Below are 18,910 nucleotides of genomic sequence, written 5' to 3'. Positions count from 1 at the left end.
AGGGGAAACGACGTGCGAAAGTATGCGCTGACAGCCCTGTGCAGCATCACGCTGCTGCAGGGATGCACCATCGCCAAACAGTTTGCGGAAGGCGTGCGCTGTGATGGCTATTGCCTGAAAGACTACCCGGGTGAAACGCTGAATGTTCAGCGACATGATCAGCTGGTGATCCTGCCACCGCTTTACACGCTGTCGATCCGCCAGGGCAATGACGAGGAAGTCAGCACACAAAGCGGCTTCAACGACACGTTTGGCAAGGCGTTCGCCACCGAAACCCTTGGTGCGGCACGCTCTTATGAAATCGAACAGCGTTATGTGCCACTGGCCGGGCTGATCAACCCGGCCTTCGACAACGAGCCGGCCTTGCGCCAGCTCCATGACGATCTCTGGGCACAGGACGAGGACCCGGAAGCCATTCGCGATACCACACCGCTCTATGGTCTTGGTGCTCCCGAGATCATTGATCCGGTGGCCACGCGGCAACTGACACTGCCGCCCTGGCCGGAAGAAGCCTTCGGAGACGCCTGCTGCGTACTGCTGATGCGTGTGAACGGCTGGAGCTATACCCGTGGCGCGGCGGCTGCCAACACCGGCATGGCGGTCGCCTTCAGCGTCCTGCCGGGCGGCAGCGGCTACATTCCGCCGAGCAGTGATGTAGTGGCCGATGCTGCGGTGGTGCGCCTGGAAGATAACGTCGTCATCTGGTCTGCACGTTATATCGGCCCGACCAACCCTGTTGCCATGCGGCGACTGCTCTCGCCCTACTTCAGCAAGGTCTACAACGCCAACGCCTCACTGCCCCGACAAACTGTGAACTGATGCTGGCATGGGCAGACACACCGCAGCGTCCACTCAGCCGCTGCGTTCTGTCCGGGCCGCCGGGCCCGCCACGCATCATTCATATGTGATAAACCCCACAAAAAAGCCGGGCATTGCCCGGCTTTTTTGTATTGATCCGTGTGCCTGAAGCCTTACTCGGCTTCCGCCTCGGCTGCTACGGCGCCTTCCGGACGGTCCACCAGCTCAACGTACGCCATCGGCGCGTTGTCGCCTGCGCGGAAGCCCATTTTCAGGACGCGCATGTAACCACCGGGACGCTCTTTATAGCGCGGGCCCAGGTCGTTGAACAGGATGCCCACGGCTTCCTTGGAGCGGGTCCGGGAGAACGCCAGACGACGGTTCGCCACGGAGTCTTCCTTGGCCAGGGTGATCAGGGGTTCAGCCACACGACGCAGTTCCTTGGCTTTCGGCAAGGTGGTCTTGATGGCTCCGTGTTCGAACAGCGACACCGCCATATTGCGGAGCATCGCCTGGCGATGCGCGCTGGTCCGGTTGAATTTTCTGCCACTTTTGCGATGACGCATGGTTCCGGTTCCTTAAGATTCGGGGCGTCTCACGACGCCCGCACACTGCTATATATGTTGAATGTGCCGCTTAACGCAGTTTGTGCGTCAGGCGGTCATCGTCGCGCAGACTTGCCGGCGGCCAGCTTTCCAGGCGCATGCCCAGGGACAAGCCTTTGGATGCCAGCACGTCTTTAATCTCGGTCAGCGACTTTTTGCCCAGGTTCGGGGTCTTCAGCAGCTCTACTTCGGTACGTTGTACCAGGTCACCGATGTAGTAGATGTTTTCCGCTTTCAGACAGTTCGCCGAACGCACGGTCAGTTCCAGATCGTCAACCGGACGCAGCAGGATCGGATCAACTTCCTCACGCTCCTGTTTCGGCTCCGGCTTGCGGTCCTGCTCCAGGTCGACGAATACGGCGATCTGTTGCTGCAGGATGGTCGCGGCGGAACGAATGGCATCTTCAGGATCGATGGTGCCATTGGTTTCCAGATCGATAACCAGTTTGTCCAGGTCGGTGCGCTGTTCAACCCGCGCGGCTTCCACCACGTAGGCCACGCGCAGCACCGGGCTGTAGCTGGCGTCCAGTTGCAGACGGCCAATGCCACGGGTTTCGTCTTCATCGCTCTGGCGCGCGTCAGCCGGCACGTAACCGCGACCACGGGTGATCTTGAGCTTCATTTTCAGCTCGGTATCACCGGTGATGTTGCAGATCACGTGATCCGGGTTGACGATCTCAACGCTATGGTCGCGCTGGATATCGCCGGCGGTCACAACGCCCGGGCCTTTCTTGCTCAGGTCCAGGATCACTTCATCGCGATCGTTCATGCGCAGCGCCACACCTTTCAGGTTCAGCAGGATGTTGATCACATCCTCCTGGACACCTTCCACGGTGGAGTACTCGTGCTGCACACCATCGATCTCGACTTCGGTAATCGCGGCACCGTACATGCTGGACAGCAGGATACGGCGCAGCGCGGTACCCAGGGTGTGGCCGAAACCACGCTCGAGGGGCTCCAGCACAACCTTTGCATGAGTCGGGCTGATCGCATTGATGGCGATCGAGCGAGGCGTGAGAAAGTCGTTCACGGCGGTCATAGGGCTCCCTCAGGCTGTGCTTACTTGGAATACAGCTCGACGATCAGGTTTTCATTGATCTCGGCCGGCAGGTCGATACGCTCCGGCAGTGCCTTGAGTGTACCTTCCAGCTTCTTCTCGTCCACTTCGAGCCAGCTAGCAAAACCGCGCTGCTGGGCCAGTTCCATCGCGTTCTTCACGCGCAGCTGGTTCTTGGCCTTTTCACGCACGGCGACCAGGTCGCCGGGGCGTACCTGATAGGACGCCACGTTAACAGTCTGGCCGTTTACCGTGATGGCACGGTGGGAGACCAGCTGGCGAGCTTCAGCGCGAGTGGCACCAAAGCCCATCCGGTAAACCACGTTGTCCAGGCGACCTTCCAGCAGCTGCAGCAGCACCTCGCCGGTAGCACCTTTCGAACCAGCGGCTTTTTTGTAGTAGCCGCGGAATTGCTTTTCCAGCACGCCGTACATGCGACGTACTTTCTGTTTTTCACGCAGCTGCACGCCGTAATCAGACAGACGGCTCTGGCGACGGTTGGCCGCTGCCGCACCCGGTGCCTGCTCCGCCTTGCACTTGGAGTCGAGCGGACGAATACCGCTCTTCAGGAACAGGTCGGTGCCTTCACGACGGGAAAGCTTGCACTTGGGACCGATGTATCTTGCCATCTTGCTCTAACTCCCGTTACACGCGGCGTTTTTTCGGCGGCCGGCAGCCGTTATGCGGAATCGGCGTGACGTCGTTGATGCTGGTGATCTTGTAACCACAGGCATTCAGGGCGCGCACCGAGGATTCACGACCTGGACCCGGGCCCTTGACCCGTACTTCCAGGTTTTTCAGACCGTAGTCTTTGGCCGCGTTACCCGCGTTCTCAGCCGCTACCTGGGCTGCGAACGGGGTGCTCTTGCGAGAGCCGCGGAAACCAGCACCGCCCGAGGTCGCCCAGGACAGTACATTGCCCTGACGATCGGAGATCGTGATGATGGTGTTGTTGAAGGACGCATGAACGTGCGCAATACCGTCCGCTACCGTCCGGGTAACTTTCTTACGGCGAGCGCCGGTGTCTTTCTTTGACTTTGCCATAATAATGCCTAGCCCGAATCAGGGTTTACTTGCGGATCGGTTTGCGCGGGCCCTTGCGGGTCCGGGCATTGGTCTTGGTGCGCTGGCCGCGCAGCGGCAGGCCACGACGGTGGCGGATGCCACGGAAGCAACCCATGTCCATCAGACGTTTGATGTTCATGCTCACTTCACGGCGCAGGTCACCCTCGACCGTGATCTTGGCCACTTCGCCCCGGATCTGGTCCAGCTGCTCTTCGCTCAGCTCACGTACCTTGGTGGTCGGCGCGATACCGGTGGCAACACAGATCTTCTGTGCCGTGGTACGACCGATCCCGTAGACGTAGGTCAGCGAGATCACCGCATGCTTGTTATCCGGGATGTTGACGCCTGCAATACGGGCCATCCAAATTTCTCCGCTTAACGCAACTATTCAATGCTGGCCAGACTGCCTGGGGCCTCAAAGGGCGCGAATGGTAGCCTCAGACCAGCAATTTTTCAACTGAACCATGCCAGGAGCGTTCCGGGGGTACCCCGAATCAGCCCTGACGCTGCTTGTGCCGCGGCTCGGCACTGCAAATCACCATTACCCGGCCTTTACGGCGGACAATCTTGCAGTTACGGCACACTTTCTTAACAGAAGCCTGAACCTTCATTGCTTTCGCCTCGCTGTTACTACGCCCGCTACGACTGGGTTACCGCACCAGGCCGGTGCCGCCATAGCCTTTCAGATTCGCTTTCTTCATCAGCTTTTCGTACTGGGTAGACATCAGCTGGGCATTCACCTGCGCCCAGAAATCCATCACGACCACCACCACGATCAGCAGGGACGTACCACCCAGATAGAAGGGTACGTTCCACATGCCCTGGAGAAACAGCGGCAGCAGGCACACCGCGGTCATATAAGCTGCACCAACCAAGGTCAGGCGGCCCATTACCGTATCGATGTACCGGGCAGACTGCTCACCCGGGCGGATACCAGGGATGTAGGCCCCGGACTTCTTCAGGTTGTCTGCCACGTCTTTCGGGTTGAACATCAACGCCGCGTAGAAGTAGCAGAAAAACACAATACCCAGCGTAAACAGCAGGATATACAGCGGCGAACCCGGCATCAGCGCATCAGTGGTGATACGCATGGCGTTCGCCCACCAGGTGTCGGAGCTGCCGGCAAACCACTGGCTGATCGACGCCGGGAACAGCAGGATCGAGCTGGCAAAAATCGCCGGGATTACACCTGCCATGTTCACTTTCAGCGGCAGATGGCTCTGCTGTGCTGCGTACATCCGGCGGCCTTGCTGCCGGCGGGCATAATTCACCGTAATACGGCGCTGGCCACGCTCGAAGAACACCACCGCGAAGATCACCGCCACGGCCACTACCAGCACCGCCAGCAGGATCATCAGGTTCATCTCGCCCTGGCGGGTGGCTTCAAAGGTCTGTGCCACCGCACCCGGCAGGCCTGCGACGATGCCCGCGAAGATCAGCATGGAAATACCGTTGCCGATACCCCGCTCGGTAATCTGCTCACCCAGCCACATCAGGAAGATGGTCCCGGTCACCAGCGACGTTACCGCCACAAAGTAGAACGAGAAGATGTCCATGGTGGCCGGATTCTCCGGTACCAGGGTCACATTCTGGCTGTACAGGCCGGCGGCCACGCCGAACGACTGGATCAGCGCCAGAAACACCGTCAGATAACGGGTGTACTGGGTGATCTTGCGGCGGCCCTGCTCACCTTCCTTGCGCAGTTGCTCCAGCGTGGGGTTCACGGCGGACAGCAACTGGATCACGATGGATGCGGTGATATACGGCATCACACCCAGCGCGAAGATACTCATGCGCTCCAGGGCACCCCCGGAGAACATATTGAACATTGCCAATACGGTGTCGCGGTTCTGGTCGAACAGGCGCGCCATCGCGTCCGGGTTGATGCCCGGGACGGGAATGTGCGCGCCGATCCGGAATACCACCAGGGCGCCCAGCAAGAAGCCGATGCGTCGCCACAGGCCCCGCAGCGCGGACCCGTCCGGGGTATTCTGACTCAGTGTCTGTGCACGGTTCTTGGCCATGAGGATCGCCTTTGATTATTCCTCGACTTTACCGCCGGCTTTCTCGATCGCCTCACGGGCGCCACGAGTGATCAGCAGGCCCCGCACAGTCAGCGCACGATCCAGCTCACCGCTCAGCACAATCTTGGCGCGCTTCATGTCGCGACGGATCACGTTCGCTTTCTTCAGGCTGTCCAGATCCACCACGTCGCCGTCCACACGGGCCAGTTCGGCCAGACGCACTTCCGCAGTGCTCATGGCTTTGCGAGAGGTGAAGCCGAACTTCGGCAGACGACGCTGCAGCGGCATCTGACCACCCTCGAAGCCGGGCTTGACGGTGCCGCCAGAACGGGAAGTCTGGCCTTTATGACCATGACCGCCGGTCTTGCCGAGGCCGCTGCCGATACCACGGCCGAGGCGCTTGGCGGACGGACGGGAACCCTCTGCGGGGCTCAGTTCGTTCAGACGCATCGTCACTCTCCTTCCACCCGTACCATGTACGAGACTTTGTTGATCATGCCGCGTACCGAAGGCGTATCTTCCACCTCAACCGTATGGCCGATACGACGCAGGCCGAGGCCACGCACGCAGGCCTTGTGCTTTTCCAGACGACCGAAAGAGCTCTTCGTCTGGGTTACCTTGATCTTGTTAGCCGCCATCTCTCTGCTTCCGGTTAGTTCGCAGGGCTCAATTCAGGATGTCTTCAACGGTCTTGCCGCGCTTCGCTGCAATATGCTCAGCGGAGGACATGGCACGCAGACCTTCGAAGGTTGCCCGCACTACGTTCACCGGATTGGTGGAGCCGTAGCACTTGGCCAATACGTTCTGCACGCCGGTCACTTCCAGGACAGCACGCATCGCGCCGCCGGCGATCACGCCGGTACCATCGGAAGCAGGCTGCATGTACACCTTGGAGGCGCCATGACGAGCCTTGATCGGGTGCTGGATAGTGGTGCCGTCCAGATCCACCTGGATCATGTTACGGCGGGCAGCCTCCAGGGCCTTTTGGATAGCGGCCGGCACTTCACGCGCCTTGCCACGGCCAAAACCCACCTTACCTTTGCCATCGCCCACCACAGTCAGCGCGGTAAAAGCAAAAATACGACCGCCTTTTACTACTTTGGCAACGCGGTTCACTTGAACCAGCTTTTCCTGCAGACCTTCGTTGGGATCAACCTTCGCCATAACCAATACCCTTAGAATTCAAGCCCGTTTTCACGCGCGGCATCGGCCAGCGCCTTGACCCGGCCGTGATACTTGAAGCCGGAACGATCAAAGGCAACGCGTTCAACGCCTGCCGCCTTGGCGCGCTCGGCAATCAGCTTGCCCACTGCCACGGCTGCATCAGCATTACCGGTTGCGCTACCACGCAGGTCTTTTTCGACCGTGGATGCGCTGGCCAGCACCTTGTCGCCTGCCGCCGTCGTCACCTGAGCATAGATGTGACGCGGAGTACGATGTACGCAAAGACGGACAGCACCCAGCTCGCGGATCTTCATCCGGGTACGTTTGGCTCTACGCTGACGTGATACTTTTTTGTCTATCATGACTTCAGTCTCGACGGTTATTTCTTCTTGGCTTCCTTACGGCGAACCTTCTCGCCTGCATACCGGACACCTTTGCCCTTGTAGGGCTCCGGCGGACGGAAGCCGCGAACGTTGGCTGCCACCTGGCCAATCAATTGCTTGTCGATACCCTTGAGGACAATTTCTGTCTGTGTCGGGGTTTCCGCGGTGATACCTTCCGGCAGTTCGTACGCTACCGGGTGGGAAAAACCGAGCGACAGGTTCAGAACCTTGCCTTGCGCCTGGGCACGATAACCAACACCGATCAGCTCCAGCTTGCGCTCGAAGCCAGCGGAAACGCCGGTCACCATGTTGCTCAGCAGTGCACGCGTGGTGCCTGCCAGCGCCCAGGCTTGCTGGGATTCTTTCTGCGGACGTACGCTCAGCACGCCATCGTCCACTGCCACGGCTACCAGCTCGTGCACCACATGTTCAAGAGCACCTTTGCCGCCCTTGATGGCTACACGCTGGTCGTCGATTTTTACCTCAACGCCCTGCGGCAGTTTAATCGGATTCTTCGCTACTCTTGACATTGCTGCACCTAACCCGTCTATGCCGCTATCGTCAGGACACTTCGCAGATCAGCTCGCCGCCAACATTGGCCTTGCGTGCTGCGCGATCGGTCATAAAACCCTGGTTGGTGGAAACGATCATCACACCCAGACCGCCTTTCACCTTCGGAATGTCGCCAGCACCGCGATAGATACGCAGACCAGGCGTGCTCACCCGTTTGATCTTTTCGATCACCGGGCGGCCTTCGAAGTACTTCAGCTCGATGGTCAGGGTCGGCTTGATGTTGTCACCGTCTACCTGATATCCAGCGATGTAACCCTCATCCTGCAGCAGCTTGGCAATGGCCACCTTGCTGGTGGAAGAAGGAATATCCACCTTGACCTTCTTTGCCATCTGCGCGTTACGGATACGGGTAAACATATCCGCCAGGGTATCTTGCATGCTCATGCTGCTATCGCTCCGCTACTCACGCCTTTGCAGGCTTCTTACCAGCTGGATTTCACCAGGCCCGGTACATCACCGCGCATGGCCGCTTCCCGCAACTTGTTACGACCCAGGCCGAACTTACGGTACACACCGTGCGGACGCCCGGTGATACGGCACCGGTTACGCTGACGGGTACGAGCGGAATCGCGCGGCAGTTTCTGCAACTGCACCTGGGCATCCCACTTGGCTTCCGGCTCAGCAGTCGGGTCGAGAATGATCTTTTTCAGCTCGGCACGCTTGGCAGCAAACTTGGCAACCAGTTTGGCGCGCTTCTGCTCCCGGTTAATCATCGAGGTCTTTGCCATGACAGCTCTCCTCAGCCTCTCATCGGGAAGTTGAAAGCGCGCAACAGGGCGCGGGCTTCATCATCGGTCTTTGCCGTCGTGGTAATGGTGATATCCATGCCACGCAGCTTGTCGATCTTGTCGTACTCGATTTCCGGGAACACGATCTGCTCGCGCAGACCCATGGAGTAGTTCCCGCGGCCATCGAACGATTTCGGGTTCAGACCACGGAAGTCACGCACCCGGGGAATCGCCACGTCGATCAGACGTCCGAGAAATTCGTACATGCGCTGCTTGCGCAGCGTGACTTTACAGCCGATCGGCCAGCCTTCACGGATCTTGAACCCCGCAACGGACTTGCGTGCGTTGTTCACGATCGGCTTCTGGCCGGAAACCGCTGTCATGTCAGCCAGTGCACCATCCATCGCCTTGCGGTCCTGGGCAGCTTCACCGACACCCATGTTCAGGGTGATCTTGGTGATCTTCGGCACTTCCATGACGTTCTTGTAACCGAACTCCTCGATGAGTTTCGGCACAATCTCTTTTTCGTACAGCTCTTTCAGAGTATTCATGCTTCACCCAACCTGTCAGGCGCCGACTACTTCGCCATTGGACTTGAAGATACGGACTTTCTGCCCGTCTTCGACACGGAAGCCCACGCGGTCGGCTTTCTGTGAGGCCGGATTCCAGATCGCCACATTGGAGTGGTGAATGCTGGCTTCCTTCTCAACGATGCCGCCCTGAATCCCACGCTGCGGATTAGCGCGCGTGTGCTTCTTGACAATATTCACACCAGCGACAAACAGGCGGCCATTCGGCAGCACTCTCGTGACTTTGCCACGCTTACCTTTGTCTTTACCGGCGATTACGATGACTTCGTCATCACGCTTGATCTTAAGCATTACCTTCACCCGCCTTTACAGAACTTCAGGTGCCAGGGAAATGATCTTCATGAACTGCTCGGTACGCAGTTCCCGGGTCACCGGGCCGAAGATCCGGGTACCGATCGGTGCCTTGTTGTTGTTCAACAGGACCGCGGCATTTTCATCAAAACGAATTACTGAACCATCCGGGCGACGCACACCCTTGCGGGTACGCACTACCACAGCGTTCATCACGTCGCCTTTCTTGACGCGACCACGCGGAATGGCTTCTTTGACCGTAACCTTGATGATGTCACCAATGCCTGCATAGCGGCGATGGGAACCACCCAGTACTTTGATACATTGTACCCGGCGCGCACCGCTGTTATCGGCCACTTCAAGCATGCTTTCGGTCTGAATCATCGCTTATCTCTCCAACTCCTGCCTTCTGCAGGCAGCCTCAGCAACGCCAGGTCAGGCCTGTTGCGCCTGTTCTACAACGCTGACCAGCATCCAGGTTTTTTTCTTGGAAAGCGGCCGGCACTCTTCAATAGTCACCAGGTCGCCTTCGCGGCACTGGTTGGTTTCGTCATGCGCCGTCAGCTTGGTGGAACGACGAATGAACTTGCCGTACAGCGGGTGCTTCACCTGACGCTCGACCAGCACAGTGATGGTCTTGTCGGCTTTGTTCGAGATCACCTTGCCGGTGGCCGTCCGCTTCGTTTTCTGGTTCGCTTCAGCCATGACTATTTACCCTGCTTCTCTCTGAGGATGGTCTTGACGCGCGCAATGTCACGACGGACCGCCCCGATCTCATGCGTTTTGGACAACTGGCCGGAGGCCTGCTTCATGCGCTGCTTGAACTGCGTTTCGAACAGGCCATTCAGCTCCTGTTGCAGTGCATCAACGCTCTTGTCTCTGAGTTCGCTCGCTTTCATGGCTTACATCACCGTCCTGATCACGACGCGGGTGCTGATCGGCAGTTTAGCCGCAGCCAGACGGAACGCTTCACGCGCCACGTCATCTGCCACACCTTCCATTTCGTACAGCATCTTGCCCGGCTGGATCTGAGCCACCCAGTATTCGACGCTACCCTTACCTTTACCCATCCGCACTTCGAGCGGCTTCTGGGTAATCGGCTTGTCCGGGAAGACCCGGATCCAGATCTTGCCACCACGCTTGACGTGACGGGTCATCGCACGACGCGCAGCCTCGATCTGGCGGGCAGTCAGCCGGCCACGGCCGGTCGCCTGCAGGCCAATGGTCCCGAAAGAGACCTTGCTGCCCCGTTGTGCCAGGCCGCGGTTACGGCCCTTCATGACTTTTCGGAATTTGGTTCGCTTCGGCTGCAACATCGTTCGCTACCCTTTAGCCACGGCCGCGCTTTTTCGGCGCCTTGGTCTGCTTCTCTTCCTGTGCTGCGGCTTGTTCCATGCCACCCAGAATCTCCCCTCGGAAGATCCACACCTTGATACCAATGGTGCCGTAGGTGGTTTCAGCGCGCACATTCGCGTAGTCGATATCAGCACGCAGGGTGTGCAGCGGCACGCGGCCTTCGCGGTACCATTCAGTACGCGCAATCTCTGCACCGCCCAGACGGCCGGATACCTGAACCTTGATGCCTTCAGCGCCAGCTTTCATGGCGTTCTGCACTGCACGTTTCATGGCGCGGCGGAACATCACACGACGCTCGAGCTGACCCGCGATGTTGTCACCTACCAGACGGGCATCCAGGTCGGGCTTGCGCACTTCCTCGATGTTGATGTGCACAGGCACACCCATCTTTTCGGCCACTTCGCGACGCAGGCGCTCAACATCTTCACCTTTCTTGCCGATCACGATGCCAGGACGTGCAGTGCTGATGGTAATGCGCACGTTCTCGCTCGGACGCTCGATCTTGATCCGGCTCACCGATGCGTTCTTCAGGCGCTTGTGCAGGTAATCACGCACTTTCAGATCGGTAACCAGATAATCGGCGTAATGCTTCGGGCTGGCGTACCAGAGCGAGTTATGCTCCTTGACGATGCCCAGGCGAATGCCGACCGGATGAACTTTCTGACCCATCTGATTACTCCTCGCCTTCCGACACTTTGACAGTGATGTGGCAGGTGCGCTTGGTGATGCGATCAGCACGGCCCTTGGCACGCGGCTTGATGCGCTTCAGCGACATCCCTTCGTCCACAAAAATGGTGGACACTTTCAGCTCATCCACATCAGCGCCGTCGTTGTTTTCCGCGTTGGCGATTGCGGACTCCAGCACCTTCTTGACAATCTTGGCGGCCTTCTTCGGGCTGAAAGTCAGCACGTTCAGTGCCTTTTCAACCTTCAGACCACGCACCTGGTCTGCGACCAGGCGTGCTTTCTGTGCCGAGATTCTTGCCCCGCGCAGGCGGGCTGCAACTTCAGTCGCCATGGTTATTCACCCACCCTTAACGCTTGGACTTCTTGTCCACAATGTGCCCGCGAAAGTTGCGGGTCAGGGCGAACTCGCCCAGCTTGTGGCCAACCATATGTTCAGACACCAGCACCGGTACGTGCTGTTTCCCGTTATGCACCGCAAGAGTCAGGCCCACCATCTCCGGAATGATCATGGAGCGGCGCGACCAGGTCTTGATCGGCTTGCGGGAGTTACCTTCCACCGCTTCTTCCACCTTTTTCAGAAGGTGGTGATCCACGAAAGGACCTTTTTTCAGTGAACGTGGCACAGGCTAATCCTCTTGTTACTTCGCCCGACGATCGCGAACGATCATCTTGCGGGTACGCTTGTTGGTACGGGTCTTGTGACCCTTGGTCGGAACACCCCACGGGGTCACCGGATGACGGCCACCGGAGGTACGACCTTCACCACCACCGTGCGGGTGATCAACCGGGTTCATGGCCACACCACGCACCGTCGGACGCACACCACGCCAGCGGGACGCACCAGCCTTACCCAGAGACCGCAGGCTATGCTCACTGTTGGAGACTTCGCCCAGGGTCGCACGACATTCCGCATGCACCTTGCGCATTTCGCCGGAGCGCAAACGCAGGGTCACAAACTGACCTTCTTTCGCCAGCACCTGAACCGAGGTGCCTGCAGAGCGCGCCAGCTGACCACCCTTGCCCGGGCGCATTTCCACGTTATGCACCGTGGAACCCAGCGGGATGTTGCGCAGCGGCAGCGCGTTACCGGCCTTGATCGGCGCATCCTGACCGGAACGCACCATGTCACCTGCCTTCAGCCCTTTCGGTGCCAGGATGTAGCGACGCTCACCATCCTTGTACTTCAGCAGTGCAATGTGGGCAGAACGGTTCGGATCGTATTCCAGACGCTCAACTTCGGCGGCAATGCCGTCCTTGTTGCGACGAAAATCGATCAGACGATATTTCTGCTTGTGACCACCGCCTTTGTGACGGGTGGTGATCCGGCCGTTGTTACTACGACCACCATTCTTCGCCTTGCTTTCGGTCAGCGGGGCGTAAGGAGCACCTTTGTGCAGTTCCTCATTGACCACCTTGACCACAAAGCGGCGGCCAGGAGAAGTCGGCTTACACTTCACGATCGCCATGATTAATTACCCCTGCTCTGCCGCCAGAAAATCGATGTCCTGGCCTGCCTGCAAAGAGACATAAGCCTTTTTCCAGTCGCTGCGCTTACCCTGAACGCGGCCAAACACCTTGCGCTTGCCTTTTACGTTCACGGTCTGCACTGACTCGACCTTGACATCAAACAGCTGCTCGACAGCTTTCTTGATCTCAAGCTTGGAAGCGTCCTTGGCGACCTTGAAGACCACTTGATTGGCCTTTTCGGCAACAACGCTTGCCTTTTCGGATACGTGCGGTGCCAGCAGCACCTTGAAGATACGCTCCTGGTTCATGCCAGCGCCTCCTCAAGCTTTTTCAGCGCCGGCACAGTCACCAGCACCTTTTCAAAAGCGATCAGGCTGACCGGGTCGATGCCAGCGGCATCGCGCACGTCGACACGCGGCAGGTTGCGAGCGGACAGGAACAGGTTCTCGTCCACTTCATCAGCCACGATCAGCACGTTGGTCAGATCCAGCGCCTTCAGTTTTTCCAGCAGCACCTTGGTTTTCGGCGCGTCGAGTGAAAACTCGTCGACCACAACAAGGCGATCCTGACGGACCAGCTCGGAGAAGATGCACTGCAGCGCGCCGCGATACATCTTCCGGTTGACCTTTTGCTCGTAGTCGCGCGGCTTGGCGGCGAACGCCACACCACCGCTGCGCCAGATCGGGCTGCGGATGGTACCTGCGCGGGCACGACCGGTGCCCTTCTGACGCCACGGCTTCTTGCCGCCGCCACTTACTTCCGAACGGGTTTTCTGTGCCTTGCTGCCCTGACGGCCGGCAGCCATGTAGGCCACGACCACCTGGTGTACCAGCGGCTCGTTGAAGTCTTTCCCGAAGGCGACTTCAGACACAGAAACAGTTCCTCCAGAGGCAGTATTGAGATTCATCCTCTATATCCTCTCTCAGGCCTTCGCCTTGACTGCCGGGCGAACAATGACGTCGGCGCCAGTCGCGCCGGGCACTGCACCCTTGATCAGCAGCAGATTCTTTTCGGCATCCACGCGCACCACTTCCAGGTTCTGGACAGTGACTCGCTCGGCACCCATATGGCCTGCCATCTTCTTGCCCTTGAACACACGACCCGGGGTCTGGTTCTGACCGATGGAACCCGGCGCACGGTGGGACAGCGAGTTACCGTGGGTGGCATCCTGAGTGCGGAAGTTCCAGCGCTTGATCACGCCCTGGAAGCCCTTGCCCTTGGAAATACCGGTAACGTCAACGATCTGACCGGCTTCAAAGATTTCCACGGTGACAGCGCCACCGGCGGCCAGATCACCTGGCTCAGCACGGAATTCCCATACACCGCGACCAGCCTCCACGCCTGCCTTGGCAAAATGCCCGGCGGCGGGACGAACTACCCGGGACGCACGACGCTCACCAGTGGTGACCTGCACCGCCTGATAGCCGTCCGTTTCTTCGGTTCTGATCTGGGTCACCCGGTTAGGGCTGACCTCAATGACGGTAACCGGAATGCTGGCGCCGTCCTCGGTGAATACCCGAGTCATCCCGCACTTCCGACCGACTACACCAATAGCCATTGTCTACCTCTTCACAACCAGCCGCAGCGTCTGCCGCAGCGTGCCGTTATCCCAGGCTGATCTGCACGTCCACACCAGCAGCCAGATCCAGTTTCATCAGCGCGTCCACGGTCTTGTCCGTGGGCTCGACGATATCCACCAGGCGCTTGTGGGTGCGAATCTCGTATTGATCCCGCGCATCTTTATTGACATGCGGAGAGACCAACACCGTAAATTTCTCTTTGCGCGTCGGCAGAGGAATGGGCCCCTGAACCTGTGCACCGGTCCGTTTTGCCGTATCAACGATCTCCTGGGCGGACTGATCGATCAGGCGATGATCAAAGGCCTTGAGCCGGATACGGATTCTTTGGTTAGCCATAGCTAACAAACTCCAGACTGTTTCAAACCATACTTCAGATGGCAAAAAACCCGCCCGACCTTCCTGCGAAGGCGGTGGGTAGCAAATCAGTCCCGGGAACGATGCCCCGGTTGGTTCAGCCTTTCTGCCACTTATGGGACAGGAAGGGCGCGAACTATACAGAGGAAATCCGGCGGGGGCAAGCCCCCACCGGACTTTCTGCGGTATTACTCGAGGATCTTGGCGACCACGCCGGCGCCGACGGTACGGCCACCTTCGCGGATCGCGAAGCGCAGGCCTTCTTCCATCGCGATCGGAGCGATCAGCTTCACCGTCATCTTCACGTTGTCACCCGGCATCACCATTTCGATGCCTTCCGGCAGGTCACACGCACCGGTCACGTCGGTGGTACGGAAGTAGAACTGCGGACGGTAACCATTGAAGAACGGGGTGTGACGGCCACCTTCGTCCTTGCTCAGGATGTACACTTCAGCCTCGAAGCCGGTGTGCGGCTTGATCGTGCCCGGCTTGGACAGTACCTGGCCACGCTCAACCTCGTCACGCTTGGTGCCACGCAGCAGCACGCCCACGTTCTCGCCTGCGCGACCTTCGTCCAGCAGCTTGCGGAACATCTCAACGCCGGTGCAGGTGGTCTTCTGGGTATCGCGGATACCCACGATTTCCACTTCCTCACCCACTTTCACGATGCCACGCTCTACACGGCCGGTTACTACCGTACCGCGACCAGAGATCGAGAACACGTCCTCGATCGGCATCAGGAAGGTACCGTCCACGGCGCGCTCCGGCTCCGGGATGTACTCGTCCAGGGTTTCAACCAGCTTCTGTACGGCCGGTACACCGATGTCGCTGGTGTCGCCTTCCAGTGCCTTCAGGGCAGAACCTTTCACGATCGGGGTGTCGTCGCCCGGGAAGTCGTACGCGCTCAGCAGTTCGCGCACTTCCATTTCAACCAGTTCCAGCAGCTCTTCGTCATCGACCATGTCCGCCTTGTTCAGGAACACGACGATGTACGGTACGCCTACCTGACGGGACAGCAGGATGTGCTCGCGGGTTTGCGGCATCGGGCCGTCCGCGGCGGACACTACCAGGATCGCGCCGTCCATCTGTGCCGCACCGGTGATCATGTTCTTCACATAGTCAGCGTGGCCCGGGCAGTCTACGTGCGCGTAGTGGCGGGTCGGGGAATCGTATTCAACGTGAGAGGTCGCAATGGTAATACCGCGCGCACGCTCTTCCGGGGCGTTGTCGATCTGGTCGAAAGCTCGCGCTTCGCCTGTGCCCCACACGTCGTGGCACACTTTCGTCAGCGCCGCGGTCAGCGTCGTCTTGCCATGGTCTACGTGACCAATCGTGCCTACGTTCAGGTGCGGTTTATTACGTTCAAACTTTGCCTTTGCCACGGATATATCCTCTAGATTCTGTTCGTTGTTACTGTCCTGTCACCGGGGCCGATCAGCCCCGGCTCTTGATGACTTCCTGAGCGACGTTATTCGGGGTTTCCGCGTAACGGATGAACTCCATGCTGTAGGTTGCACGGCCCTGGGAAGCAGAACGCAGCGCCGTGGCATAACCAAACATTTCCGACAGCGGGACTTCAGCATGCAGCTGCTTGCCGCCACCCGGCAGGTCTTCCATACCCTGAACAATGCCGCGACGGCGGTTCAGGTCACCCATGATGTCGCCCATGTAGTCTTCCGGTGTTTCCACCTCGACCTTCATCATCGGCTCCAGCAGGACGATACCGGCTTTGGGCGCACCCTCACGCACTGCCAGGGCACCCGCCATACGGAAGGCGTTTTCGTTGGAATCCACTTCGTGGTAGGAGCCATCGTACAGGGTCGCTTTTACACCCAGCACCGGGAAGCCTGCCAGCACGCCGGATTTCAGCTGCTCGCGAACACCCTTCTCGATCGCACTGAAGTATTCCTTCGGCACCACACCGCCGTGAATTTCTTCAACGAAAATGAATTCTTCTTCATTGTCGGCACCCAGCGGTTCCAGACGTACGCGCACGTGGCCGTACTGACCGCGACCACCGGACTGCTTGACGAACTTGCCTTCGGCTTCGACCGACTTGGTGATGGTCTCGCGGTAGGCCACCTGGGGCGCACCGATGTTCGCTTCGACGTTGAACTCACGCTTCATGCGGTCAACGATGATCTCCAGGTGCAGCTCGCCCATGCCGGAGATGATGGTCTGGCCGGACTCTTCGTCGGAACGCACACGGAAGGACGGATCTTCCTGCGCCAGACGGCCCAGTGCGATACCCATCTTTTCCTGGTCCGCCTTGGATTTCGGCTCCACGGCAACAGAAATCACCGGCTCCGGGAATTCCATCCGCTCAAGAATGATCGGCTGGTCCAGAGCGCACAGTGTTTCACCGGTGGTCACGTCTTTCAGACCTACGCAGGCACAGATGTCACCGGCGCGCACTTCCTTGATCTCTTCGCGGCTGTTGGCATGCATCTGCAGCAGACGGCCGATCCGCTCTTTCTTGTCCTTGGTCGCGTTGAGCACGGTTTCACCCGAGTTCAGCACGCCGGAGTAAGCGCGGATAAACGTCAGGGAACCCACGAACGGGTCGGTGGCGATCTTGAACGCCAGCGCCGCAAACGGCTCATCGTCGGAGGAGTGACGTTCGGCGGCTTCACCGTTCGGCAGCTCACCACGGATGGACTCGACGTCGTCCGGTGCCGGCAGGTAGCGCACCACGGCGTCCAGCATCGCCTGCACACCCTTGTTCTTGAACGCGGAGCCACAGAAGGCCGGCACGATCTCACCCGCCAGCACGCGCTGACGAATAGCCGAGTGGATTTCGTCCTCGGTCAGCTCTTCGCCGCCCAGGTACTTTTCCATCAGTTCTTCGTTGGCTTCAGCGGCGGATTCAACCAGCTTCTCGCGGTATTCGGCGCACAGGTCAGCCATCTCGGCCGGCGGATCCTGCAGCTCATAGGTCAAGCCCTGATCCGCTTCGTTCCACCAGATAGCCTTCATGGCAACCAGGTCAACCACGCCCTTGAAGTTTTCTTCCTGGCCAATCGGCAGCTGCATCACGATGGCATTGGAGCCCAGACGCTTTTTCATCTGCTCGACAACGCGCAGGAAGTTCGCACCGGTACGGTCCATCTTGTTGACGAACGCGATACGCGGCACGGCATATTTGTTGGCCTGACGCCATACGGTTTCGGATTGCGGCTGTACGCCACCCACCGCGCAGTACACCATCACGGCGCCATCCAGCACACGCATGGAGCGCTCCACCTCGATGGTGAAATCCACGTGTCCAGGGGTGTCGATGATATTGACGCGGTGCTGTTCGAACTGCTGCCCCATGCCACTCCAGAAGCAGGTCGTGGCCGCGGAGGTAATGGTGATACCCCGCTCCTGTTCCTGCTCCATCCAGTCCATGGTGGCCGCGCCGTCGTGCACTTCACCGATTTTGTGGGATACGCCTGTGTAGAACAGGATCCGCTCGGTGGTGGTGGTCTTGCCAGCGTCGATGTGGGCGCTGATACCGATGTTTCTGTAGCGATTCAGAGGAGTCTTGCGTGCCACGTTGCTATCCTCGCGTCATGCTTGCTGCGAATACGAAAACCGGCCTGTAGGCAGGCCGGTTCCAATGCGTGCCTGGATCAGAAGCGGTAGTGCGAGAACGCCTTGTTGGCTTCCGCCATACGGTGAACATCTTCACGCTTCTTGATAGCCGAACCTTTGCCGTCGGCTGCATCCAGAATCTCACCCGCCAGGCGGGCGGCCATGCTTTTCTCGCCACGCTTGCGGGCAGCGTCCACCAGCCAGCGCATGGCCAGTGCGGTACGGCGGCTCGGGCGTACTTCCACCGGCACCTGGTAGGTCGCACCACCGACACGGCGGGACTTCACTTCCACCATCGGGCGGATGGAATCCAGCGCTTTTTCAAAGAACTCGAGTGGCTCAGCTTTCTTGCGATCTTCAACAACGTCCAGGGCACCGTAAACGATGCGCTCGGCAACAGACTTCTTGCCCGATTCCATCACGTGGTTGATGAACTTCGCGAGCAGCTGGCTTCCGAATTTCGGGTCAGGCAGGATCTCGCGTTTGGCGGCGACGCGTCTTCTTGGCATGGATGTGTTCCTCTTACAACCCCGCGGGCGGGGAATGCTTCAGGGTTAACCGGGACAACCCGACATGGGCAGCCCGTCCTTACTCATCCCGCCGCAAGCCCTG

At 59.0% G+C, this 18,910-nt stretch carries 32 protein-coding genes; 1 reads left to right on the top strand and 31 read right to left on the bottom strand.

Features of this window, described 5'->3' with window-relative positions:
- Positions 1–12: 12 nt before the first annotated feature.
- Positions 13–819 carry a hypothetical protein gene (locus tag S7S_RS03000; RefSeq protein ID WP_008740022.1) on the top strand — a complete coding sequence of 269 codons (807 nt, stop codon included), beginning with the start codon at positions 13–15 and terminating at the stop codon, positions 817–819.
- A gap of 152 nt (positions 820–971) precedes the next feature.
- On the opposite strand, the gene rplQ is transcribed toward S7S_RS03000, so the two are convergent.
- From rplQ to rpsG, 31 genes are all read right to left on the bottom strand, one after another.
- Complete coding sequence (gene rplQ / locus S7S_RS02995; RefSeq protein ID WP_008740009.1) at positions 972–1,364, bottom strand: 50S ribosomal protein L17; 393 nt, start codon at positions 1,362–1,364, stop codon at positions 972–974.
- Between the two features lie 70 nt (positions 1,365–1,434).
- Positions 1,435–2,442 carry a DNA-directed RNA polymerase subunit alpha gene (locus S7S_RS02990; RefSeq protein ID WP_008740007.1) on the bottom strand — a complete coding sequence of 336 codons (1,008 nt, stop codon included), beginning with the start codon at positions 2,440–2,442 and terminating at the stop codon, positions 1,435–1,437.
- Positions 2,443–2,462: 20 nt separating this feature from the next.
- Positions 2,463–3,089: a 30S ribosomal protein S4 gene (rpsD, locus tag S7S_RS02985; protein ID WP_008740005.1), complete on the bottom strand. Its 627-nt coding sequence runs from the start codon at positions 3,087–3,089 to the stop codon at positions 2,463–2,465.
- Positions 3,090–3,105: 16 nt separating this feature from the next.
- Entirely contained in the window at positions 3,106–3,504 is a 399-nt protein-coding gene (gene rpsK, locus S7S_RS02980; RefSeq protein WP_008740004.1) for a 30S ribosomal protein S11, read from the bottom strand.
- Between the two features lie 25 nt (positions 3,505–3,529).
- The gene (gene rpsM / locus S7S_RS02975; protein ID WP_008740003.1) at positions 3,530–3,886 is read right to left on the bottom strand and encodes a 30S ribosomal protein S13; all 357 of its coding nucleotides are present in this window, start codon (positions 3,884–3,886) and stop codon (positions 3,530–3,532) included.
- 133 nt (positions 3,887–4,019) lie between these two features.
- On the bottom strand, positions 4,020–4,136 hold the full coding sequence (rpmJ, locus tag S7S_RS19080; protein WP_008740001.1) for a 50S ribosomal protein L36: 117 nt from the start codon (positions 4,134–4,136) through the stop codon (positions 4,020–4,022).
- 39 nt (positions 4,137–4,175) lie between these two features.
- Positions 4,176–5,549 carry a preprotein translocase subunit SecY gene (secY, locus tag S7S_RS02970; protein WP_008739999.1) on the bottom strand — a complete coding sequence of 458 codons (1,374 nt, stop codon included), beginning with the start codon at positions 5,547–5,549 and terminating at the stop codon, positions 4,176–4,178.
- A gap of 15 nt (positions 5,550–5,564) precedes the next feature.
- Positions 5,565–5,999 (bottom strand): 50S ribosomal protein L15, encoded by a 435-nt coding sequence (rplO, locus tag S7S_RS02965; protein ID WP_008739998.1) that lies wholly within the window; start codon positions 5,997–5,999, stop codon positions 5,565–5,567.
- 2 nt (positions 6,000–6,001) lie between these two features.
- Positions 6,002–6,187 (bottom strand): 50S ribosomal protein L30, encoded by a 186-nt coding sequence (gene rpmD, locus S7S_RS02960; protein ID WP_008739996.1) that lies wholly within the window; start codon positions 6,185–6,187, stop codon positions 6,002–6,004.
- Positions 6,188–6,215: 28 nt separating this feature from the next.
- A complete protein-coding gene (gene rpsE, locus S7S_RS02955; protein ID WP_008739994.1) occupies positions 6,216–6,713 on the bottom strand; it encodes a 30S ribosomal protein S5 in 498 nt (165 codons plus the stop codon).
- Between the two features lie 11 nt (positions 6,714–6,724).
- Positions 6,725–7,075, bottom strand: coding sequence for a 50S ribosomal protein L18 (rplR, locus tag S7S_RS02950; protein WP_008739992.1), 351 nt, complete (start codon positions 7,073–7,075; stop codon positions 6,725–6,727).
- Between the two features lie 17 nt (positions 7,076–7,092).
- On the bottom strand, positions 7,093–7,626 hold the full coding sequence (gene rplF / locus S7S_RS02945; protein WP_008739986.1) for a 50S ribosomal protein L6: 534 nt from the start codon (positions 7,624–7,626) through the stop codon (positions 7,093–7,095).
- 31 nt (positions 7,627–7,657) lie between these two features.
- Complete coding sequence (rpsH, locus tag S7S_RS02940) at positions 7,658–8,053, bottom strand: 30S ribosomal protein S8 (RefSeq protein WP_008739983.1); 396 nt, start codon at positions 8,051–8,053, stop codon at positions 7,658–7,660.
- 38 nt (positions 8,054–8,091) lie between these two features.
- On the bottom strand, positions 8,092–8,397 hold the full coding sequence (rpsN, locus tag S7S_RS02935; protein ID WP_008739980.1) for a 30S ribosomal protein S14: 306 nt from the start codon (positions 8,395–8,397) through the stop codon (positions 8,092–8,094).
- A gap of 11 nt (positions 8,398–8,408) precedes the next feature.
- Positions 8,409–8,948 carry a 50S ribosomal protein L5 gene (gene rplE, locus S7S_RS02930; protein WP_008739978.1) on the bottom strand — a complete coding sequence of 180 codons (540 nt, stop codon included), beginning with the start codon at positions 8,946–8,948 and terminating at the stop codon, positions 8,409–8,411.
- Between the two features lie 15 nt (positions 8,949–8,963).
- Positions 8,964–9,278, bottom strand: coding sequence for a 50S ribosomal protein L24 (gene rplX, locus S7S_RS02925; protein ID WP_008739976.1), 315 nt, complete (start codon positions 9,276–9,278; stop codon positions 8,964–8,966).
- Between the two features lie 15 nt (positions 9,279–9,293).
- Entirely contained in the window at positions 9,294–9,662 is a 369-nt protein-coding gene (rplN, locus tag S7S_RS02920) for a 50S ribosomal protein L14 (RefSeq protein WP_008739974.1), read from the bottom strand.
- A gap of 51 nt (positions 9,663–9,713) precedes the next feature.
- Positions 9,714–9,983, bottom strand: coding sequence for a 30S ribosomal protein S17 (gene rpsQ / locus S7S_RS02915; RefSeq protein WP_008739973.1), 270 nt, complete (start codon positions 9,981–9,983; stop codon positions 9,714–9,716).
- Between the two features lie 2 nt (positions 9,984–9,985).
- Positions 9,986–10,177, bottom strand: a complete 192-nt coding sequence (rpmC, locus tag S7S_RS02910) for a 50S ribosomal protein L29 (protein ID WP_008739972.1) — start codon at positions 10,175–10,177, stop codon at positions 9,986–9,988.
- Between the two features lie 3 nt (positions 10,178–10,180).
- The gene (gene rplP / locus S7S_RS02905) at positions 10,181–10,594 is read right to left on the bottom strand and encodes a 50S ribosomal protein L16 (RefSeq protein WP_008739971.1); all 414 of its coding nucleotides are present in this window, start codon (positions 10,592–10,594) and stop codon (positions 10,181–10,183) included.
- 13 nt (positions 10,595–10,607) lie between these two features.
- Positions 10,608–11,303, bottom strand: a complete 696-nt coding sequence (gene rpsC / locus S7S_RS02900; protein WP_008739970.1) for a 30S ribosomal protein S3 — start codon at positions 11,301–11,303, stop codon at positions 10,608–10,610.
- Between the two features lie 4 nt (positions 11,304–11,307).
- On the bottom strand, positions 11,308–11,652 hold the full coding sequence (rplV, locus tag S7S_RS02895; protein WP_008739969.1) for a 50S ribosomal protein L22: 345 nt from the start codon (positions 11,650–11,652) through the stop codon (positions 11,308–11,310).
- A gap of 16 nt (positions 11,653–11,668) precedes the next feature.
- Positions 11,669–11,944 carry a 30S ribosomal protein S19 gene (rpsS, locus tag S7S_RS02890; RefSeq protein ID WP_008739968.1) on the bottom strand — a complete coding sequence of 92 codons (276 nt, stop codon included), beginning with the start codon at positions 11,942–11,944 and terminating at the stop codon, positions 11,669–11,671.
- A 15-nt stretch (positions 11,945–11,959) separates the two neighbouring features.
- Positions 11,960–12,787: a 50S ribosomal protein L2 gene (rplB, locus tag S7S_RS02885; RefSeq protein ID WP_008739965.1), complete on the bottom strand. Its 828-nt coding sequence runs from the start codon at positions 12,785–12,787 to the stop codon at positions 11,960–11,962.
- Between the two features lie 6 nt (positions 12,788–12,793).
- A complete protein-coding gene (rplW, locus tag S7S_RS02880; RefSeq protein ID WP_008739956.1) occupies positions 12,794–13,096 on the bottom strand; it encodes a 50S ribosomal protein L23 in 303 nt (100 codons plus the stop codon).
- Positions 13,093–13,695 (bottom strand): 50S ribosomal protein L4, encoded by a 603-nt coding sequence (gene rplD / locus S7S_RS02875; RefSeq protein WP_008739951.1) that lies wholly within the window; start codon positions 13,693–13,695, stop codon positions 13,093–13,095. The genes rplW and rplD overlap by 4 nt, the downstream gene beginning before the upstream one ends.
- 15 nt (positions 13,696–13,710) lie before the next feature.
- Positions 13,711–14,346, bottom strand: a complete 636-nt coding sequence (gene rplC / locus S7S_RS02870) for a 50S ribosomal protein L3 (RefSeq protein ID WP_041025924.1) — start codon at positions 14,344–14,346, stop codon at positions 13,711–13,713.
- A 46-nt stretch (positions 14,347–14,392) separates the two neighbouring features.
- Positions 14,393–14,704 (bottom strand): 30S ribosomal protein S10, encoded by a 312-nt coding sequence (rpsJ, locus tag S7S_RS02865; protein ID WP_008739947.1) that lies wholly within the window; start codon positions 14,702–14,704, stop codon positions 14,393–14,395.
- Between the two features lie 206 nt (positions 14,705–14,910).
- Positions 14,911–16,104 (bottom strand): elongation factor Tu, encoded by a 1,194-nt coding sequence (tuf, locus tag S7S_RS02860; protein ID WP_041025923.1) that lies wholly within the window; start codon positions 16,102–16,104, stop codon positions 14,911–14,913.
- Positions 16,105–16,156: 52 nt separating this feature from the next.
- A complete protein-coding gene (gene fusA / locus S7S_RS02855; protein ID WP_008740419.1) occupies positions 16,157–18,259 on the bottom strand; it encodes an elongation factor G in 2,103 nt (700 codons plus the stop codon).
- A gap of 77 nt (positions 18,260–18,336) precedes the next feature.
- Positions 18,337–18,807: a 30S ribosomal protein S7 gene (gene rpsG, locus S7S_RS02850; protein ID WP_008740418.1), complete on the bottom strand. Its 471-nt coding sequence runs from the start codon at positions 18,805–18,807 to the stop codon at positions 18,337–18,339.
- Positions 18,808–18,910: the final 103 nt, after the last annotated feature.

The sequence above is a fragment of the Isoalcanivorax pacificus W11-5 genome (assembly GCF_000299335.2).
Lineage (GTDB): Bacteria > Pseudomonadota > Gammaproteobacteria > Pseudomonadales > Alcanivoracaceae > Isoalcanivorax > Isoalcanivorax pacificus.
This window is presented reverse-complemented; position numbering and strand designations above follow the sequence as displayed.